We start from the raw sequence: 17,464 nt of genomic DNA, 5'->3' as shown, positions 1-17,464 counted from the left end.
GAATGAAGATCATTGCCTGTTACAGCAACAAAGGCGGTGTCGGGAAAACAGCAACCTCGGTCAATCTGGCCCATGCCTATGCCGCGGCGGGCAAGCTGGTGCTGCTGTGCGATCTTGATCCACAAGGCGCCTCGGGGTTTTACTTTCGGGTCAAGCCTTCGAAAAAGCTCACGGATGCGCGGTTTTTTGAGGATGTGAAGCGCTTTACCAACGCCATCCGGGCCAGCGATTTCGACGGTCTGGATATTCTTCCCGCAAACCTGACCTTCCGCGATTTTGACGTGTTTCTGTCTCGGATGCGGAACAAGCGTTCGCGCCTGAAAAAGGCTCTGATGGCGGCGGGCAGTGACTATGACGTCATCATCCTCGATTGCCCGCCGAATTTTTCGACCCTGTCCGAGAATATCTTTAAGGCCGCCGATGAGATTGTCGTGCCGGTCATCCCAACCACCCTGTCGGAGCGTACGTTCGATCAGTTGGTGGGGTTCTTTGACGAACACAAACTGCCGAAGAAAAAGCTGAATGCATTTTTTTCGATGGTCCAGCAACGCAAAACCCTGCATCAGCAGACGATGGAGACGATGCGCAAGGCTTATCGGAAGCGGTTCATGCAAAGTTGCATTCCTTTTGCCTCGGATATCGAAAAGATGGGCCAATATCGCGCGCCGGTGGTCACCTACGCCCCGCGCGGCGTGGCAGGGGCGGCCTACAAGGCGCTGTATGAGGAATTGGAAAACGGGGTGGTTGCGACCAAATGAGCAAGGAAATCGAGCGCAAATTTCTGGTCAACAGTCTGCCGGACCTGAGCGGCACGCAGAAGGCGGTCGTGCGGCAGGGCTATCTGACGGCCCCTGACGATTCGACCGAATTGCGGTTGCGGCAGAAGAATGACCGGTACTTCCTGACCCTCAAGGGCGGCGGAGGGCTGGTTCGGGTTGAGCGTGAGGCCGAAATCTCGGCCGATCAATTCGAAACCTTCTGGCCTGAGACCGAAGGGCGGCGGGTCGAAAAAGAACGGTTCACCGGCGCGTTGCCAGATGGGCGAGTGTTCGAGCTGGATATCTTCCAAGGCAATTTGGCGCCGCTGCAACTTGTCGAGGTTGAGTTCTCGTCAGAAGACGAGGCGCACAGTTTTGCGCCGCCCGCTTGGTTCGGCGCGGATGTGACCGAGGATAAGCGCTACAAAAACAAGAACATGGCCATCGACGGCGCGCCTGACTAAACCCGGCGCGCCAGATTCAGGGTGGTTTCAAGGCCCGGTTCGCAATTCCGGGCCGCGAACTGACCGCCATGCATGTGTGAGATCGCCGCGACCAGCGCCAACCCCAACCCCGCATTGCGTTCCGTACGGGCAGGGTCAAGCGTCACAAATGGCAGTTGCAGGCGATGCAGGTCCTCTGGCGGGACGCCCGGTCCCTGATCACGCACACTCAGGTGGGCCGTGTCACCATCCTCACCGATCGAGATTGTGATGGCGGTGTTTTCGGGCGCATAGCGCATAGCGTTTTCCAGCAGGTTCGACAGCGCCTGAGACAGAAGGGGCCGGTGGCCCTGTATCGGGGCGGCCTGTCCCTGAACCTTTAGCCGGATGTTCTGATCAGCGGCGACAGGTTCGTAGAGTTCAACAACGTCGCGGGCGAGTTGCTGCAAATCCACCTGTTCGAACTGTTCACGGCCCAGCCCGGCCTCGGCGCGTGAGATTTCCGTCAACTGCCCCAAAACCCGCAAAACGTGGTCGATCTCTCCGGTGGCGCGGGCAATATCAACCTCACGATCCAAGTCGCTTTTGTCGGGATCTGAAAGCGCCTCGACCCGTTGTTTCAGGCGCGACAGGGGCGAGCGCAGGTCATGGGCTATCGAGTTGGACGTGGTGCGCAGGTTGCTGATCAGTTCTTCGATCCGATCCAGCATGTTGTTCAGTGTTCCGGCCACCTGATCGAACTCATCGCCAGTGCCGCGCAACGGCATCCTGCGGGACAGATCGCCCGAGACGATGTTCTCGGCAGTGCTGGCGATGTCGGACAGGCGGGAAAAAACCAGCCGGGTGAACAACCAGCCGGTCAGCACGCTCAGCGCCAATGCGATGCCAAGGGCCAGCGCTACGGATCGCAGCAGAACCCGGTCGAATTGTTGCCGCGCGACGGCGTCGCGGCCGACGATTAGGCGCTCCCTGCCGGGCAGGCGGATCGACGCGGCCGAGACGGGGACGAGTTGATCGTCATCGGCGCGGCGCAGTTCCAGTTCAACCCAGCCACTGCCTGCCGTGATATGTTCGGGCCATTGCTTGAGGTTTCCGACCAGCTTGTTGCCGAACCGATCCGTCAGAAGATACAGCGCATCGCGTTCCGAGGCGCTGGGAAGGCGGCGTTCGATGGCTGTGATCAGCCCGATCAGGCCCCGGCGTTCATATTCATCAGCCAACCCCGTGAGTTCTGCTGACACGACCGAGCGGGTTTCGGATTCAATACTGCGATTGGCGGTAACATAGACCAGCGCCAGCACCGTCGCCGTCAAAAGCGTGCTGAGAACCATGCTGGCCAGAACCAGCCGTGTGCGAGAATTGTTCAGGGAAAGCCGCAGGTTATCCATCAGACATCATGTAACCCGCACCTCGGACCGTTTCAATCAGCGGCGCGTCGCCGCCTTCGTCCAACTGGCGGCGGAGTTTTGAGATATGGACGTCCACGACATTGGTGTTCGGGTCGAAGTGATAATCCCAAACGCCTTCCAGCAGCATGGTGCGCGATACGACGCGATTTTTGCGGCGCAGGAAGAATTCGAGGATCTGGAACTCGCGCGGGGTCAGCGTGATCTCATGCCCGTCGCGCGTGACTTTGCGGGTCAGCAGATCCATCTCAAGATCCTTGCAGGTCAGGGTAGGCGTTTCCTCGGATTCCTGCGGGCGACGCAAAAGCGCTTCGATCCTTGCGTGCAGTTCCTGAAAGGAAAACGGCTTGACCAGATAATCATCCGCGCCCGAGCGCAGACCTTTCACGCGCTCATCCACCGCGCTCATGGCGGTCAGCATCAGAACGGGGGTTTTCAACCCTGCAGCGCGCATGGATTTGATCAGGGACAACCCGTCCAAGCCCGGCAGCATCCGATCCAGAACAATGGCGTCAAAGCCGCCATCCGTGGCATGATACAGCCCTTCGCGGCCATCGGCGGCAACCTCGACCACATAGCCTTCCTCGCTGAAACCTTTAGCGATGAAGTCCCGTGTGTCTTCGTCATCTTCGACGATCAGCAGGCGTCGGCTCATGATCGGGGTTCCTTTCTATCGGGATTTAAACACAATTTTCAGATAAAGCACATGGTTTGAGAATGGTTCGTATCTGAGGGATCGAGCCGGGTGCGGCCTCGCGCACCCGGCAAGCCCGGCGGATTGCGGACAAATCAATTCCGCCAGGAAGCGCACGTCATATATCCCCATCATGTGACGCGCGCGGGTCTTCGGTCAGGCGATTTCAACCGCGACAAAGATCTGGTTGCCGCTGCGATTGATCAGCACCAGCGCCGGGTCGGTCTTTTCGCTGTCCAGCGCAGCTTTCAGTGCATCCGGCGTCAGCGTGTCCTGGCCACCCAGTTTGACGATGACATCACCGCGCTGCAGACCGGCCTTGGCGGCAGGGCTGTCAGGTTTCAGGTCCGTCACAACCACGCCGTCAACGCCTTCGGCCACACCCATCTCGGCGCGGGCGGCCTCGGTCAGCGGCGCAACGGTGACACCCAGTTGGGTACCAGTGGCTTCCGCATCAACGGGGCCGTCCACTTGGGCCTGGGCCGACTGGTGCTGGCCAATCGTCAATTGCAGGTCCTGTCGGGTGCCGTCGCGCAGCACGGTCAGGGTGCTTTCGGTGCCAACTTTGGTGGTGCCAACCAGAAGGGGCAGGTCGCTGCTGTTATCCACGGTCTCGTCATTGAAACTCAGGATCACATCGCCCTGTTGCAGAACACCGTCCGCCGGGCTACCGGCCACGACGTCCGAAACCAAAGCACCGGTCGAGCTGTCGATACCAAGCGCCGCTGCCAGTTCCGGGCTTACATTCTGGATCGACACGCCCAGCCAACCACGGCTGACCTGACCGTCATCGCGCAGATCGGCTGCGATATGTTCCACGATGTTCGATGTCACCGCAAAGCCAAGGCCGACCGAGCCGCCGCTGGGCGAATAGATGGCCGAGTTTACACCGACCACTTCGCCTTCCATGTTGAACAGCGGACCGCCCGAGTTGCCTTTGTTGATGGCCGCATCGGTCTGAATGAACTCGGCATAAGGCCCTTGCGAGATGTTGCGGCCCTTGGCCGAGACGATCCCGGTGGTAACGGTCGAGCTCAGGCCGAACGGGTTGCCGATGGCCACCACGTCCTCGCCCACGCGGATCACGTCGCTGTCGCCCATTTCGACCGCTTGCAGGGTTTCGCCTGCGTCGATCTTCAGAACGGCAATATCGGTCAGCGGGTCGGTGCCGATCACTTCGGCGTCAAACGTGCGGTCATCGTTCAGGCGCACAGTGACCGATGAGGCGTTGTCGACCACGTGGTGGTTGGTCACGATAAACCCGGCCTCATCCAGAACAAACCCCGATCCCAGACCCTGTGCCGGGCCGCGTTGTGGCATTTGGAAACCTTCGGGGCCACCGAAGCGTTTGAAGAACTCGCCAAAGGGATGGCCTTCGAAGTCAAACTCCTGACCTTGCGCCGGGCTTGTGGCGATGTCCTGCTCGGCGATGATGGTCACCACCGACGGGGATACGGTTTCGACCAGATCGGCCAGTGCCTCATCCGCCATCGAGGGCAGAGCGGTTGTCGCCAGCAATGCAGCGCCCAGTGCGCTGACGCCGATCCAACTGGAATTTCGCGGCAAAAGAAGCGAGGATTTACGGATGCTCATTTGTGTCTCCTGTTCATATCGCGCGATTGCTGTCGCGCGTTAACAGGCAGATAGAACGCCAGTCTTTGGCTTACGTGGCGAGAGGGTTAAGAAATCTTAATTTTGCCACAAACCGCCTGTTCGGTGTGCCGCGATGTGGGTCAGAGATTCGGGCGAAGGCCTTGAGCGAATCGGAGGATTGTTGCCGAAACGTGTGTCAAACACTCAAAAGTGTTGAATTTCGTTTCCCTTGTGGACAATCGGGTGGCCTGAAATATCAAAAAGAGAGTGATCTTCCTTTAGTTGTGGACCGGTTCCAAAAACTGTGAGCCGACCGGTTTAACAACACGAGATTGTTATCAGATAGCGCATTACGCATGTGCATAACGGCCTTATTTGTGAATTCCTAAAAATCTAAGCACACTTGGAAGTTGTGCAAGCGAAAGCAGAATGTTGCTTAAAAGCCATTCGTTTGCTGCTGAACTGGGCAGTTTTGTCCAATTTTACGTTGTTTCGACGGATCGGATCGGGGAATATGAACCTGCCCAAGTGAGGGGGAACCGAAGGCACTAGGGGGTGCCAACGGTGATCTCGGTCTTAAGTAGCGCTAGCGGCATGTTAACGAGGGGGTCTTGTTTAGGTTTAGCGGCGGAAAACCCAGTCAGCCTGTTTGGCGAGATTGGTCGCGCTTTTGAGATCGAAGAAAAGTGGTAGTCCTGTTTGGGTACGCGGCCCGGTCTTCAACGACCGGGCCGTGATCATTTTGGGGGCTGGTTTTGGTGCCATGCGGCCCAGTCCTCGGGCGTGTCCAGATCCAGCAGTGCATGTGACCCCGGCAAGGCAACTGTGAAGACCCGATCCTTGTTTGCGCGCACGACGGATTGCGCGCCTTCGTCTCCGGTCAATTGGGCCAGCGCGGCAAACAGGCTTTGGTCGAACACCACGGGATGACCCGGCTTGCCGCTTTGTGTGGCACCGCGCCAGATCAGGAAGTCGGGGTTGTTGTTGTGTGCTGCCAGAACCTCCGCCAGATCGTCCGCAGTCAGGTCGGGCAAATCGGCCAGCATCACCATGACGGCTGTTGCGTCCGGGCGTATATGCGCCAAAGCACCGCGCAAGCTGGCATTCATCCCTTCCGCAGCGTCCGGAATCGGCACCCGACGAACATCAAGACCGTCCAGCGCCTGATACCGGGGATGAGGCCTTTGGGGCAGGGCGACCGTCACAGGCCCCACGGCCAGCGCAGTTTGGGCGGATCGCCTGAGCAGCGGAGCACCGTCCACCTGTTGCAACAGCTTGTCCGCGCCGCCCATCCGCGACGATTGCCCGGCGGCCAGCAGGATGATGGGAATCCTCGTCATTCCGCCACCATGCCGTCCGGGCGACGCCGAGTCATCCCCTCATCCGGGCACCATCCGCATCAAACAATGGGGTCGAGATCACGCGGGCCTTGCGCATCTGGCCCAGGATTTCGATTTCGACCTCCAGCCCGTCGCTTACACGGTCTGTTGGAAGAAAGCCCATGGCGACGGACTTCTGCGCATAATGCGAAAACCCACCAGAGGTGCAGAAACCGACGACGGACCCGTCCAGCCAGATCGGCTCGTAAGCATTCACATCGGCGTCTTCGGCATCGACCTCAAAAGCGACCAGCTTACGGGCGGTGCCATTGGCACGCTCTGCCTCGGCTGCGGCGCGGCCGATGAAGTCCGCGTTCTTGGAAAATGAGATAAAGCGGTCCAGCCCCGTTTCGGCAGCGGTGTAATCGGGCGAGAACTCTCGCATCCATGAGCCAAAGAACTTGTCCAGCCGCAGGGACATCATGGCACGCATACCAAAAGGCACCATTCCATGCGGTTGCCCGGCCTGCCACAAGGTCCACCAGAGCTGCCTTTGGGCCATCGGATCACAGTAGATCTCATACCCCAGATCGCCGGTATAACTGACCCGCTGGACGATGCAGTCGGTCATGCCGATGGTCATTGGGCAAACGTCGAGGAACCTCAGGTTTGTCGCATCCTGACGTGTGCAGGCCGCCAGTACTTCGGTGGCCTTTGGCCCTGCAATCTGGAAGCCGTTCAGACGGTCGCTGAAATTTTCAACGGTCACGCCCTCGGCCAATTTTTGTTGGAACCAGCGCATGTGATAAGCCTGACTGCCATATGAGGCCGTCAGGCGGAATTCGGTCTCGCGCAGGCAGGAAACGGTGAAATCACCGATCAGCTTGCCCTTGGGCGACAACATTGGCGTCAAAGACACGCGCCCCGGCTGCGGAATGCGTCCGGCCATGATCCGGTCCAGCCACGCACGGGCGCTGGGGCCGGTGACGCGGTATTTGCCGAAATTATGCACCTCGTTGATGCCGACGCTGTTGCGGACGGCGCGCACCTCGCGGCCCGTGGCGTCGAACGCGTCTGAACGTCGGAAGGACGGCGTTTCGTAGCCCGGTTCATCCCCTTGGGCGAAATAATTCGGCACCTCAAGCCCGTATTGCTGCCCCCAGACCGCGCCCATATCGCTGAAGATGTCATACATCGGTGTTGTGCGGTTGGGGCGGGCGGCGGGCAGTTCCTCATTCGGGTAGGCGACGCTGAAGCGTTTCTGATAGTTCTCGATCACCTTCGGGCGGGTATAGCCGGGGCTGATCCAATCGCCAAACCGGGCCACATCCATGGCAAAGACGTCGCGTTCTGGCTCACCCTCGATCATCCATTGCGCCAGCGTCAGTCCGACACCTCCGCCCTGAGAGAATCCGGCCATCACGCCGCAAGCCGACCAATAGTTGCGCATCCCCGGCACCGGCCCGACCAAAGGGTTCCCGTCCGGCGCAAAGGTGAACGGCCCGTGGATCACCGATTTCACACCGGCCTCGGCCAGAACCGGAAAGCGTTTATAGGCAAACTCGATACTGTCGGTGATCTTGTCATAGTCATCCGGCAGTAGTTCATGCCCGAACTCCCATGGCGTTCCGTCTACGGCCCAGGGTTTGCAGGGCTGTTCGTAGAACCCGATGCACAGGCCGCGGCCTTCCTGCCTCAGATAGCTTTCGCCCGCAGGGTCCATCACATGCGGATGCTCGCCGCCCGCGTCGATGATCGCCTCGATCTGAGGGATCGAGTCCGTCACCAGATACTGATGCTCCATCGGGTGCAGCGGGAAATAGACCCCCGCCATCGCGCCGACCTCACGTGCCCAAAGGCCGCCTGCGTTGACCACATGCTCGGCGTGGATCGTGCCCTTGTCGGTGACCACGTCCCATGTGCCGTCGGCGCGCTGGTTGGTTTCGCGCACCATGCAATGGGTCTCGATCGTGGCTCCGCCCATCCGCGCCGCTTTGGCATAGGCGTGTGTCGTGCCCGAGGGGTCCAGATGCCCGTCCAGCGGATCATAAAGCGCGCCGATGATGCCGTCGGTGTTGGTGATGGGGGCGATGTTTTTGATCTCGTCCGGGCCGACAATCTCGGTCTCAAGACCCATGAAGCGATGCTTGGCCCGCTCGGCCAGCAGCATGTCAAAGCGGTCCTGATTGTCGGCCAGGGTCACACCGCCCACATGGTGCAGCCCGCAGGACATGCCGGTGATCTCTTCCAACTCTTTATACAGCCGGATCGTATAGCCTTGCAGCGCCGCCATGTTGGTGTCGCCGTTCAGCGTATGAAACCCGCCCGCCGCGTGCCAGGTCGAACCGCTGGTCAGTTCCGAGCGTTCCAGCAGCATCACATCAGCCCATCCAAGCTTGGTCAGGTGATACAGCACGGAACACCCGACAACGCCGCCGCCTATCACCGCCACACGGGTTTGAAGTTTCATGAACGCCTCCGATTTGCTTGGTTTCCACTGTGATCTGCGCGCGCGCAGATGCAACGCCAAATGCGACAAGAATTGTCGCTGGACGAAATCCTCAATTCCGGTCAAAGACAGACAAAAGCGGTCACAAGGCTGTTACAGAATCAAGCTAACTGCCGCGCCGACTGGATCCCTCCTGAAACACTCAACAAGGAAAATGAGATGAGCAAGTTTGACCTCAAACCGCTGTCGCTGAGCCGCCGTGAATTCATGGCAAAAGCAGGCGCATTGGGCCTGAGCGCCGCTGCGGCAAACCTGATCTGGGCCGAGGCCGGTCTGGCGGATACCCCCAAGAAGGGCGGCCACTTCGTGTTGGGCCTGAAGGGCGGCGAAAGCACCAACACGCTGGACCCGGCGCTGTCGGCTTCGCATGTGACCGCCAAGGCGCTGCGGGCCTTTGGCAACACGTTGACCGTTGTCTCGGCTGATGGTGGGCTTGAGCCCAGCATCGCTGAAAGCTGGGAGGCGTCTGAAGACGCCAAAGACTGGACCTTCCGCATTCGCAAAGGGGTCGAGTTCCACAACGGCAAGACCCTGACACCCGAAGACGTGCAACTGACCCTTGCGCGCCATTCAAACGAAGAGTCGCAGTCCGGCGCACTGGGGATCATGCGCGGGATCGAGGATATTCGCGTCGATGGCGATAACGTCGTGATCAGCCTGACCACGCCCAACGCGGACCTTCCTTACCTGATGTCCGACTATCACCTGATCATGCAGCCGGGCGGTGGCATGGACAACCCGGCCGAAGGGATCTCGACCGGTGCCTACAAGGTGGTCGCGGATGAGCCTGGTATTCGCTACGCGTTCGAGAAATTCGCGAACCACTGGGATGACAGTGTCGGCCATTACGACAGCCACGAGATTCTGGTTTTGAACGACGACACCGCCCGCTCGGCCGCGTTGCAGGCCGGTCAGGTGCACGCGATCAACATCGTGCCGCCGCGCACCGCGAAACTATTCGGTCGCGCGCCGGGTGTAACCATCAACGCGACCTCGGGCCGTGGGCATTACATCTTTGTCATGCATTGCGACACCGCGCCGTTCGACAACAAAGACCTGCGTCTGGCGCTGAAATACGCGATCAACCGCGAGGAACTGGTCGACAAGGTGCTGCGTGGCTACGGCTCGGTTGGTAATGACATTCCGATCAACGAAGCCTATCCGCTGTTCGACGGAACGATGGAGCAACGCCAGTTCGATCTGGCCAAGGCTGCCGAGCATTACAAGGCGTCGGGCCATGACGGCTCTCCCATCGTTCTGCATGTCTCTGACGGTGCCTTTGCCGGTGCAGTCGATGCGGCGCAGCTGTTCCAGCTGTCGGCGCAAGAGGCCGGTATTCCGCTGGAAATCCAGCGTGAGCCTGCAGATGGTTACTGGTCGGAAGTGTGGAACAACAAGCCGTTCTGTGCCTCGTATTGGGGCGGGCGTCCTGTGCAGGATCAGATGTGGTCGGTTGGCTACCTGTCGACTGCCGACTGGAACGACACCCGTTTCAAGAACGAAGAATTCGACGCGCTGCTGCTGAAAGCCCGTGCCGAACTGGATGAGACCAAGCGCAAAGAAATCTACGGTCAGATGGCCCGGATCGTTTGGGAAGAAGGCGGTCTGATCAACCCGATGTTCAACCAGTTCATCGACGGCTATTCGGACAAGGTGACCGGCTGGGCCGCGCATGCCAATGGCGACCTGATGGACGGTTATGTCGCAAGCCGGACCTGGTTTGCATAACCCCTTAAACAGAACCGGCGCCCTGTGATCGGGCGCCGGTTTTTCTTTCGGCTGGTTACAGCGGGCGGATTTTCAGGCCCGTTACCCGGTTGCCCTCACGGGCCGTGACCTCGAACCGGAAGCCGTGGAACGAGAAGACCTGACCCACAACCGGGATCATCTGCGCCTCGTGAATGACAAGCCCGGCCAGTGTGTTGGCCTCTTCGTCCGGCAGGGACCAATCCAACGCGCGGTTCACGTCGCGGATCGTCATCGCCCCTTCGACCAGATACTGGCCATCATCGGTTCGGGTGACCGGAACCTCTTCTTCAAGGTCGAACTCATCGGCAATCTCGCCGACGATCTCTTCCAGAATATCCTCAAGCGTGATCAGACCACGCAGCGAGCCGTATTCGTCCACAACCAGCGCAAAATGGCTGTGCATGCGCAGGAACTCTCGCATCTGGTCGTCCAGAGTGGTCGTTTCCGGCACGAAATACGGGTCATTGGCGACCCTTGAGATGTCGAACGCTTTCAGACGGTCCGTGTCACCTTCGGCCCCGCCGACCTGCGCGTACATGGCGCGGAACAGGTCCTTGGCGTGGACCACCCCGACGATATTCTCGGGCTCATCCCGAAAGACGGGCAGGCGGGTATGGGGGCTTTCCAGACATTGCTTCAGGATCGCCTCGGGTGCTGCATCTGCATCGATCATCTCGATGTTCGAACGGTGGAGCATGATTTCTTCCACCACCCGGTCGCCCAGATCCAGCGCGCCCAGAATGCGGTCGCGGTCTTCCTTTTCGACGACACCTTCGGAGTGACCCAGTTGCAAAGCACCAGCGATTTCCTCGCGCACGGCAAGGATGTTGCTGTCGGGGTCGATCTGCACCCCGAACAGGCGCAGAACAGCCCGCACCAAAAGCCGAACCGCAGCCACGATGGGGGAAAACACCGTGACCACCACGCTGATGATCGGGGCAACGGCTGCGGCCGCTTTTTCCGAGTTTGTGATGGCGTAGGTTTTCGGCAAGACCTCAGCGAAGATCAGAACCAGCAGGGTCATGACCAGCGTCGCCAGCGCCACGCCGCTTTCCCCAAACAGGCGCGTGAACAGGGCCGTGGCCAGCGAAGCCGCCAGAATGTTCACAAGGTTGTTGCCCAGCAGGACCGATCCGATCAGACGCTCATTATCGTCGGTGATTTCCAGCGCCTTCTTGGCCCCGCGCGAGCCCTTGTCAGCCTGCGCGCGCAACTTACCGCGCGATGACGCTGTAAGTGCCGTTTCAGAGCCGGAGAAAAAGCCAGACAGGAAAAGCAAAAGCAGGATAGCGCCTGAGGTTAACCAGAATGCGCCGTCGATCAGAGAGGATGTGGGTTCCATCGGTCCTTGGTTGTTCGTGTTTCTGCATCCGTTATGGGGATGCTGCCCCTATGGATCAAGGGTTTAGCCCTTGTCGCCGGGGTCTTTCGCCAGCGGGTGATGCTCTAACACCAGTTCCGCAAGTCTTTCGTCCAGAACATGGGTGTAGATCTCGGTCGTGGCAACATCGGCATGGCCCAGCAGCGTCTGGATCGAGCGCAGATCGGCCCCGTTGGCCAGCAGATGGGTGGCAAAGGCGTGGCGCAGAGTGTGGGGCGTGACCTTTTCGGGCGATACACCGCCCTGAACCGCCAGTTCCTTGACCAGCAGGAAGAACCGGTGCCGCGTCAGATGGCCGGATTTACCACGTGACGGGAACAGGAACCTGGATCGCTGCCCGCCTTTTTCGACCGTCTTGTCTTCGGCTTCGTCCCGCATTCTCAGCCATTCCGAAAGCGCCTCGCGGGCCGGGGGCGACAACGGCACCATGCGTTCCTTGCCGCCTTTGCCCAGCACCAGCAACATGCGCGGATCACCCCGCGCCGATGACACAGGCAGCGAGACCAGCTCGGTCACGCGCATGCCGGTGGCATAGAGCAACTCCATCAAACAGGAATTGCGCACGCGGTCGGCTTCGGTGCGCCCGGTATTGCGGGCGGCTTCCAGCAGCCGGTCGACCTCGGGCACGTCCAGCGTTTTGGGCAGTTTCTTGGTTCGTCCGGGGCCTTTGATCTGAATGGCGGGATTGACCTCGCGCCAGCCTTCCTCGAATGCGAACCGATACAATTGCTTGATCGCCGAAAGCCGCCGCGCCCGAGTGGATTTCGACAACCCCTGTGCATCGCAATCGATGAGATACCCTTCAATCTGGTCGCGATCAGCCTGTTCGAAGGTGATGTTGCGATGTTCCAGCCACGACGCGAAATCCTTCAGGTCTCGCCCATAGGCCAGCAGAGTGTTGGTAGCGGCCCCCAACTCGGCCGCTTGCGCCTGCAAAAAGGTCGAGATCCACAATTCTTGCGAGGCTGGTCCACCCATGACCGTCACCCCTGCAGGATCAGATGGTTCAGCGCCGCGCGTCTGGCGGTGTCTTCCAGTCCCACGCGCCGAAAGGCCGCAATGGCCGCTGTCAGATCGACCAGATTGCCGCGTGCACCATGGGTGAACAGTTGCATGGCCTCCAGAATGGCCTCTCCCAACTGGCCCTGTTCCAGCAGGGCGTCGATATCCGATGGAACAGGCGCGGCCCATTCGAACCCCTGCGCCACCGCATCAGCCAGCGGCGAGGGCGATACGGCGCGACCGGGGTCCCCTTGCGCAAGGGCCACGAGGAACTGAGCCTCGGTTGATTTGTCCGGTGTTGTCAGCGCTGCCCGCTCGTATTGCTCGGACAACATCAGAATACGCCAGCGCAGGTTGTCCGTGGCCGGAACGGGCAGGGTCACGTCGGCCAGCCGGTCGGCGAACAGCTCGGCAAATGGCACCTCGAGCCCGACACTGCGCATCTGATCCCATGCGCGGGGCAGGGTCTTTCCGATCGCTTCGGCATTGCCGCTATCCAACGCGCTTTCGAACTGCTGGATGGCCGCGACCCGATCCCAAACCGCGCCGGATGCAGCTGGGTCCCGCTCGGTATAAAGCCCGAGCAACTGGTTGGGCGTCAGGGCCCCGATACGCGTCAGACGCTCGGCGGCCTCGATCTGGGCTTTCCACCCGGCCACATCGCGCAGGTCTGCATTGGCAAAGGCGCGGGGCAGCGGGGCAGATGGCAATCGTTCCCCGATCGCTTCGAACAGGCGGAAGCTGAGCGGCGTTGGGTCTTCGGGCTGCGGCAGATACGCTGCGTCTTCGTAAAGTTCGGGGCTCAGGAAACGGTCCAGCACGTCCAACTCATCCTGCGGCAGGATTTTCAGCGCATGCGCGGCCTCCAGCGTCAGCGCAGCCGAAGGCCAATCGCCCCGCCGGGCCTTGCAGAAAATCTGTGCCGCATAATCACGCGACAGATGAGGTTGCGCGATCAGGGCAGTACAACTGCGGTCTTCGTCCCCGGTCAGTAGAGTAGCATCGAACCAGCGTTGAAACCGAGCCTGCGAATCCGTGGGACCAGCCAGTTGAACCAGCGATTGCGCCGGATCAGCGGCCCCCAATTGCATCAGCCGATCAAGGCGCGCCAGTAGCAAAACCTCTTCGGCGCCGGAACCTGCGGGCGCGCGGGCTTCGGACAGCAGCAGGGTGAACAGCAACCGCTGCATGGCCGGGTTATGTTTGACTGGCACCCGCGCGATCAGTTCGGACAGACGTTCCGGGTCGCTGCCCTGCCATAGATCAACCGGCAAGCCGGTGACAGTGGATGACACCAGACCCAGCGGCTGCGACAGCGCCTCAAGCGGTGTGACCTCGACCTGAGGCTGCACCCCGTTCTGGGTGACAGGCGGCTCCAGCAGGACGGTTCCGGGCAGGTTTTCCGGCGGCTCGGTCAGCCATTCGATAGCCGACAGCGGCTCTTGCGCCTGCGCGGCCCCGGCCAGCAGCAATGCCACCGCAATGTGCTTAGTCGACATCCAGAGTGACCGGTTCACGGATTTCAGTTTGCGGGGCCGAGAAATCCGCCCCGAAATAGGGGCCGATATAGGCATAGGCCACCAGCCCGATGAAACTCAGGCAAATTAAGTAAATCAGGAACTTGATCAGACGACCCATGGCGCCACGCTGCCTCAATTTTTGATTTTGGCCAAGTTATAACTGGCATTTTTTCCAAGATCACGTCATTCACGGTGAAATGAGCGAAATTAAGCATAACACGCATCCGGCGGATACGGGATCACGATATGATCTGCACAAAACCGTGGTTCTTGTCGGCATGATGGGGGCAGGGAAGACGGCTGTGGGCCGTGCCCTGGCCGCGCGGCTGGGTGTTCCGTTTCTCGACAGCGATGCCGAGATCGAATCGGCGGCCAACATGACCATCCCCGAGATCTTCGAACGGGATGGTGAGCCGTTTTTTCGCCAGAAGGAAACGCAGGTTATTGGCCGTCTGCTGGATGAGGAACGCGGCATCCTGTCCACCGGCGGCGGCGCGTTCATGGCAGAGGGCAACCGCGTGATGATAAGCGAGCGGGGGGCCTCGGTCTGGTTGCGGGCCGATCTGAACGTGCTGTGGAACCGGGTGCGCCATAAGGATACCCGCCCGCTGCTGCGCACTTCCGACCCGTATGCGACGCTCAAGGCCCTGTACGAGGATCGCGTGCCGGTCTATGCCGAGGCTGATCTGATTGCCGAGTCGGATGGTGAGACCTCGATCGACAATATGGTGGACCGCGTGGTCGAGGCCCTGTTGGCCCGCCCGGATGTATTGGAACGGAAGTAAATGCATCAAACCGTACATGTGGAGCTGGGCGAACGCTCGTATGATGTCGAGATTGGCCCCGATCTGCTGGCGCAATCCGGTGCGCGGATTGCCCCGTTGCTGCACCGTCCGAAGGTTGCGGTTCTGACCGATGAAAACGTAGCGGCACTGCATCTGGACGCGCTGCGTGACGGTCTGGCCGCTGCCGGGATCGAGATGTCGGCGCTGGCCCTTCCGGCAGGTGAGGCGACCAAAAGCTGGCCGCATTTCGAACGTGCGGTGGAATGGCTGTTGGCCGAAAAGGTCGAACGGCGCGATGTGGTCGTTGCCTTGGGCGGTGGCGTGATCGGCGATCTGGCTGGCTTTGCCGCTTCCGTGCTGCGGCGCGGGGTGCGGTTTGTGCAAATCCCGACCTCGCTGCTGGCGCAGGTCGACAGTTCGGTGGGCGGCAAAACCGGGATCAACGCACCGCAAGGCAAGAACCTGATTGGCGCGTTTCATCAGCCCTCGCTGGTGCTGGCCGATACCTCGGTACTGGGCACCATGGCGCAGCGGGATTTCTTGTCCGGTTACGGCGAAGTAGTCAAATACGGTCTGCTGGGCGACGCGGAGTTCTTTGAATGGCTAGAGGCCAACGGCCCCGACGTTTCATCCGGTGATATGGCCGCACGGGTGCGGGCTGTCACCCGGTCGGTTCAGATGAAGGCCGACATTGTCGCGCGGGATGAGACCGAGCAGGGCGACCGCGCCCTGCTGAACCTCGGCCATACCTTCTGTCACGCGCTGGAGGCCGCGACGGGCTATTCCGACCGCCTGCTGCACGGCGAGGGTGTCGCCATCGGCTGTGCGCTGGCGTTCGAGCTATCGTCCCGACTGGGTCTGTGTTCTCAGGAAGACCCAAGCCGCGTGCGGGCGCATCTGAAAGCGATGGGGATGAAAACCGATCTGGCCGACATTCCCGGACAGCTTCCGGGTGCCGAAGCTTTGGTCGATCTGATGGCGCAGGACAAGAAGGTGATCGACGGTCAGCTGCGTTTTATTCTGGCACGCGGGATCGGTCGGGCCTTTGTCACATCGGATGTGCCGCGCGATGCGGTCGTGTCGGTGCTGCAGGACGCGTTGGCCAAGGCCTGATCCTAGAGCGTGCGATCTTTAGCCTGAAGCATGATGCGACACGAATGGCCCGAAAGCGCCGTAGGCGTAGCAGGGTCTTCGTGTCTCGGGTTCAGGGTCGCGCGCTCTAGCGTCCCCGGATCACCATCAATTCGCCGATGTTTTCCCGAGTGATATAGCCGATCATACGACCCGTGCGGCTGGTGACAGCAATCGCCGGGGCACCCTTGTGCAGCCCTTTCAGAACCGCCTCAAGGCCCGTAGTCAGCCCAACCTGAGGGATGTCGCTCTCCATGATCGAGGTCGCAGGGTCCGACCGGGGATGATCCCCTGCCAGCGCGGCAAACAAACGATCCCGCGCGACAAAGCCAAGCAAGGCCCCGTCGGTATCCAAGACGGGAAACTCGTGCTGCGTCGTGTGAATGACGGCTTGGGCGGCGGTGTTCAAACTGTCCTGCGGCGACAGCGCGTGAAACTCGGTGATCATCGCGTCCCGCGCCAGCACACGGCGCGCGACGGATCGCAGCGCGACGTCCTGATTTTCGGCATTGGCTGCGATGAACACAAAAACGGCAATCAGAACAAGGATCGGATTGCCCGAGCTTAGACCCCAGAACCCAAGCCCAATGGCAACGATCTGCCCGCTGAATGCGGCAATGCGGGTGGCCTGAACCCGGTCCATCCTGAGGCACAACAGGGCGCGGACCACGCGACCCCCATCCATGGGGAAGGCCGGGATCATGTTGAAGGCCGCCAGAAGCAAATTGACATAGGCCAACCGTTGCAAGATCCCGAAACTGGCCGAGTCCAGATCAGTGACTGAACCGAGCGAAATGCCCGCACCCAGCAGAACCAACACCAACCAGATAACGATATTCACCGCAGGCCCGGCCAGCGCCACCCAGACCTCTTGCATCGGTTTTTCCGGCATCCGTTCCAGACGGGCCAGACCGCCGATGGGCAGCAGCGTGATATCGGGGGTTTTGATGCCAAAGCGCCGGGCCATCAGGGCATGGCCAAACTCATGCGCCACGACGCAGGCAAACAGGGCCAGCACAAACAGCAGATTGTCGATGACCGCAGGCCAGCCACCGTTGGAATAGGCGGCAAAGCCGACCCAGGCCAACAAAAGGAAGAAGGTGACATGGACCCTCAGTTCGGACCCGAGGAACCGGCCGAGGGCGAAGGACCATGTCATGTGTTTACTCCGTTT

15 protein-coding genes are annotated in these 17,464 nt (G+C 60.3%); 5 read left to right on the top strand and 10 right to left on the bottom strand.

Translation table 11 applies throughout. From position 1 onward, the window contains the following. Positions 1 to 2 precede the first annotated feature (2 nt). Together ACR0AC_RS00325 and ACR0AC_RS00320 are read left to right on the top strand one after the other, a co-directional pair. Positions 3 to 758, top strand: a complete 756-nt coding sequence (locus ACR0AC_RS00325; protein ID WP_480871615.1) for a ParA family protein — start codon at positions 3 to 5, stop codon at positions 756 to 758. Then, a complete protein-coding gene (locus ACR0AC_RS00320; RefSeq protein WP_170451230.1) occupies positions 755 to 1,222 on the top strand; it encodes a CYTH domain-containing protein in 468 nt (155 codons plus the stop codon). Before ACR0AC_RS00325 ends, ACR0AC_RS00320 begins: the two co-directional genes overlap by 4 nt. Here the strand turns inward: ACR0AC_RS00320 and ACR0AC_RS00315 are convergent. From ACR0AC_RS00315 to ACR0AC_RS00295, 5 genes are all read right to left on the bottom strand, one after another. Further along, complete coding sequence (locus ACR0AC_RS00315; RefSeq protein ID WP_480625927.1) at positions 1,219 to 2,589, bottom strand: ATP-binding protein; 1,371 nt, start codon at positions 2,587 to 2,589, stop codon at positions 1,219 to 1,221. The genes ACR0AC_RS00320 and ACR0AC_RS00315 overlap by 4 nt on opposite strands. Then, entirely contained in the window at positions 2,582 to 3,262 is a 681-nt protein-coding gene (locus ACR0AC_RS00310) for a response regulator transcription factor (protein ID WP_170451226.1), read from the bottom strand. The genes ACR0AC_RS00315 and ACR0AC_RS00310 overlap by 8 nt, the downstream gene beginning before the upstream one ends. 195 nt (positions 3,263 to 3,457) lie before the next feature. Further along, a complete protein-coding gene (locus ACR0AC_RS00305) occupies positions 3,458 to 4,894 on the bottom strand; it encodes a Do family serine endopeptidase (RefSeq protein WP_480871614.1) in 1,437 nt (478 codons plus the stop codon). A gap of 737 nt (positions 4,895 to 5,631) precedes the next feature. Beyond that, the gene (locus ACR0AC_RS00300; RefSeq protein WP_480871613.1) at positions 5,632 to 6,234 is read right to left on the bottom strand and encodes a nucleotidyltransferase family protein; all 603 of its coding nucleotides are present in this window, start codon (positions 6,232 to 6,234) and stop codon (positions 5,632 to 5,634) included. A gap of 31 nt (positions 6,235 to 6,265) precedes the next feature. Continuing rightward, positions 6,266 to 8,683, bottom strand: a complete 2,418-nt coding sequence (locus ACR0AC_RS00295) for a GcvT family protein (RefSeq protein WP_480871612.1) — start codon at positions 8,681 to 8,683, stop codon at positions 6,266 to 6,268. 198 nt (positions 8,684 to 8,881) lie between these two features. On the opposite strand from ACR0AC_RS00295, the gene ACR0AC_RS00290 reads away from it, so the two are divergent. After that, positions 8,882 to 10,450, top strand: coding sequence for an ABC transporter substrate-binding protein (locus ACR0AC_RS00290; RefSeq protein ID WP_170734608.1), 1,569 nt, complete (start codon positions 8,882 to 8,884; stop codon positions 10,448 to 10,450). 55 nt (positions 10,451 to 10,505) lie between these two features. Here the strand turns inward: ACR0AC_RS00290 and ACR0AC_RS00285 are convergent, their stop codons facing one another. From ACR0AC_RS00285 to ACR0AC_RS00270, 4 genes are all read right to left on the bottom strand, one after another. Continuing rightward, on the bottom strand, positions 10,506 to 11,813 hold the full coding sequence (locus ACR0AC_RS00285) for an HlyC/CorC family transporter (RefSeq protein ID WP_170451217.1): 1,308 nt from the start codon (positions 11,811 to 11,813) through the stop codon (positions 10,506 to 10,508). 63 nt (positions 11,814 to 11,876) lie between these two features. Further along, positions 11,877 to 12,830: a site-specific tyrosine recombinase XerD gene (locus tag ACR0AC_RS00280; RefSeq protein ID WP_170451215.1), complete on the bottom strand. Its 954-nt coding sequence runs from the start codon at positions 12,828 to 12,830 to the stop codon at positions 11,877 to 11,879. Positions 12,831 to 12,835: 5 nt separating this feature from the next. Then, positions 12,836 to 14,353, bottom strand: a complete 1,518-nt coding sequence (locus tag ACR0AC_RS00275) for a hypothetical protein (protein WP_170451213.1) — start codon at positions 14,351 to 14,353, stop codon at positions 12,836 to 12,838. After that, on the bottom strand, positions 14,343 to 14,492 hold the full coding sequence (locus tag ACR0AC_RS00270) for a hypothetical protein (RefSeq protein WP_170451211.1): 150 nt from the start codon (positions 14,490 to 14,492) through the stop codon (positions 14,343 to 14,345). Before ACR0AC_RS00270 ends, ACR0AC_RS00275 begins: the two co-directional genes overlap by 11 nt. Before the next feature lie 79 nt (positions 14,493 to 14,571). On the opposite strand from ACR0AC_RS00270, the gene ACR0AC_RS00265 reads away from it, so the two are divergent. Next, positions 14,572 to 15,159: a shikimate kinase gene (locus tag ACR0AC_RS00265; RefSeq protein WP_170451209.1), complete on the top strand. Its 588-nt coding sequence runs from the start codon at positions 14,572 to 14,574 to the stop codon at positions 15,157 to 15,159. Further along, entirely contained in the window at positions 15,160 to 16,272 is a 1,113-nt protein-coding gene (gene aroB, locus ACR0AC_RS00260) for a 3-dehydroquinate synthase (RefSeq protein ID WP_480871611.1), read from the top strand. 106 nt (positions 16,273 to 16,378) lie between these two features. Here the strand turns inward: aroB and ACR0AC_RS00255 are convergent, their stop codons facing one another. Then, positions 16,379 to 17,449 carry a site-2 protease family protein gene (locus ACR0AC_RS00255; protein ID WP_480871610.1) on the bottom strand — a complete coding sequence of 357 codons (1,071 nt, stop codon included), beginning with the start codon at positions 17,447 to 17,449 and terminating at the stop codon, positions 16,379 to 16,381. Between the last annotated feature and the right edge of the window lie 15 nt (positions 17,450 to 17,464).

The sequence above is a fragment of the Ruegeria sp. H7 genome (genome assembly GCF_056532945.1).
This window is presented reverse-complemented; position numbering and strand designations above follow the sequence as displayed.

Bases quoted from the DNA above. Each gene is read 5' to 3' on its own strand.
- ACR0AC_RS00325 (WP_480871615.1), top strand. From the start codon at position 3: ATGAAGATCATTGCCTGTTACAGCAACAAAGGCGGTGTCGGGAAAACA.
- ACR0AC_RS00265 (WP_170451209.1), top strand. From the start codon at position 14,572: ATGAGCGAAATTAAGCATAACACGCATCCGGCGGATACGGGATCACGA.
- ACR0AC_RS00305 (WP_480871614.1), bottom strand. From the start codon at position 4,894: ATGAGCATCCGTAAATCCTCGCTTCTTTTGCCGCGAAATTCCAGTTGG.
- ACR0AC_RS00295 (WP_480871612.1), bottom strand. From the start codon at position 8,683: ATGAAACTTCAAACCCGTGTGGCGGTGATAGGCGGCGGCGTTGTCGGG.
- aroB (WP_480871611.1), top strand. From the start codon at position 15,160: ATGCATCAAACCGTACATGTGGAGCTGGGCGAACGCTCGTATGATGTC.
- ACR0AC_RS00310 (WP_170451226.1), bottom strand. From the start codon at position 3,262: ATGAGCCGACGCCTGCTGATCGTCGAAGATGACGAAGACACACGGGAC.
- ACR0AC_RS00280 (WP_170451215.1), bottom strand. From the start codon at position 12,830: ATGGGTGGACCAGCCTCGCAAGAATTGTGGATCTCGACCTTTTTGCAG.
- ACR0AC_RS00285 (WP_170451217.1), bottom strand. From the start codon at position 11,813: ATGGAACCCACATCCTCTCTGATCGACGGCGCATTCTGGTTAACCTCA.
- ACR0AC_RS00255 (WP_480871610.1), bottom strand. From the start codon at position 17,449: ATGACATGGTCCTTCGCCCTCGGCCGGTTCCTCGGGTCCGAACTGAGG.
- ACR0AC_RS00300 (WP_480871613.1), bottom strand. From the start codon at position 6,234: ATGACGAGGATTCCCATCATCCTGCTGGCCGCCGGGCAATCGTCGCGG.
- ACR0AC_RS00290 (WP_170734608.1), top strand. From the start codon at position 8,882: ATGAGCAAGTTTGACCTCAAACCGCTGTCGCTGAGCCGCCGTGAATTC.
- ACR0AC_RS00270 (WP_170451211.1), bottom strand. From the start codon at position 14,492: ATGGGTCGTCTGATCAAGTTCCTGATTTACTTAATTTGCCTGAGTTTC.
- ACR0AC_RS00320 (WP_170451230.1), top strand. From the start codon at position 755: ATGAGCAAGGAAATCGAGCGCAAATTTCTGGTCAACAGTCTGCCGGAC.
- ACR0AC_RS00315 (WP_480625927.1), bottom strand. From the start codon at position 2,589: ATGGATAACCTGCGGCTTTCCCTGAACAATTCTCGCACACGGCTGGTT.
- ACR0AC_RS00275 (WP_170451213.1), bottom strand. From the start codon at position 14,353: ATGTCGACTAAGCACATTGCGGTGGCATTGCTGCTGGCCGGGGCCGCG.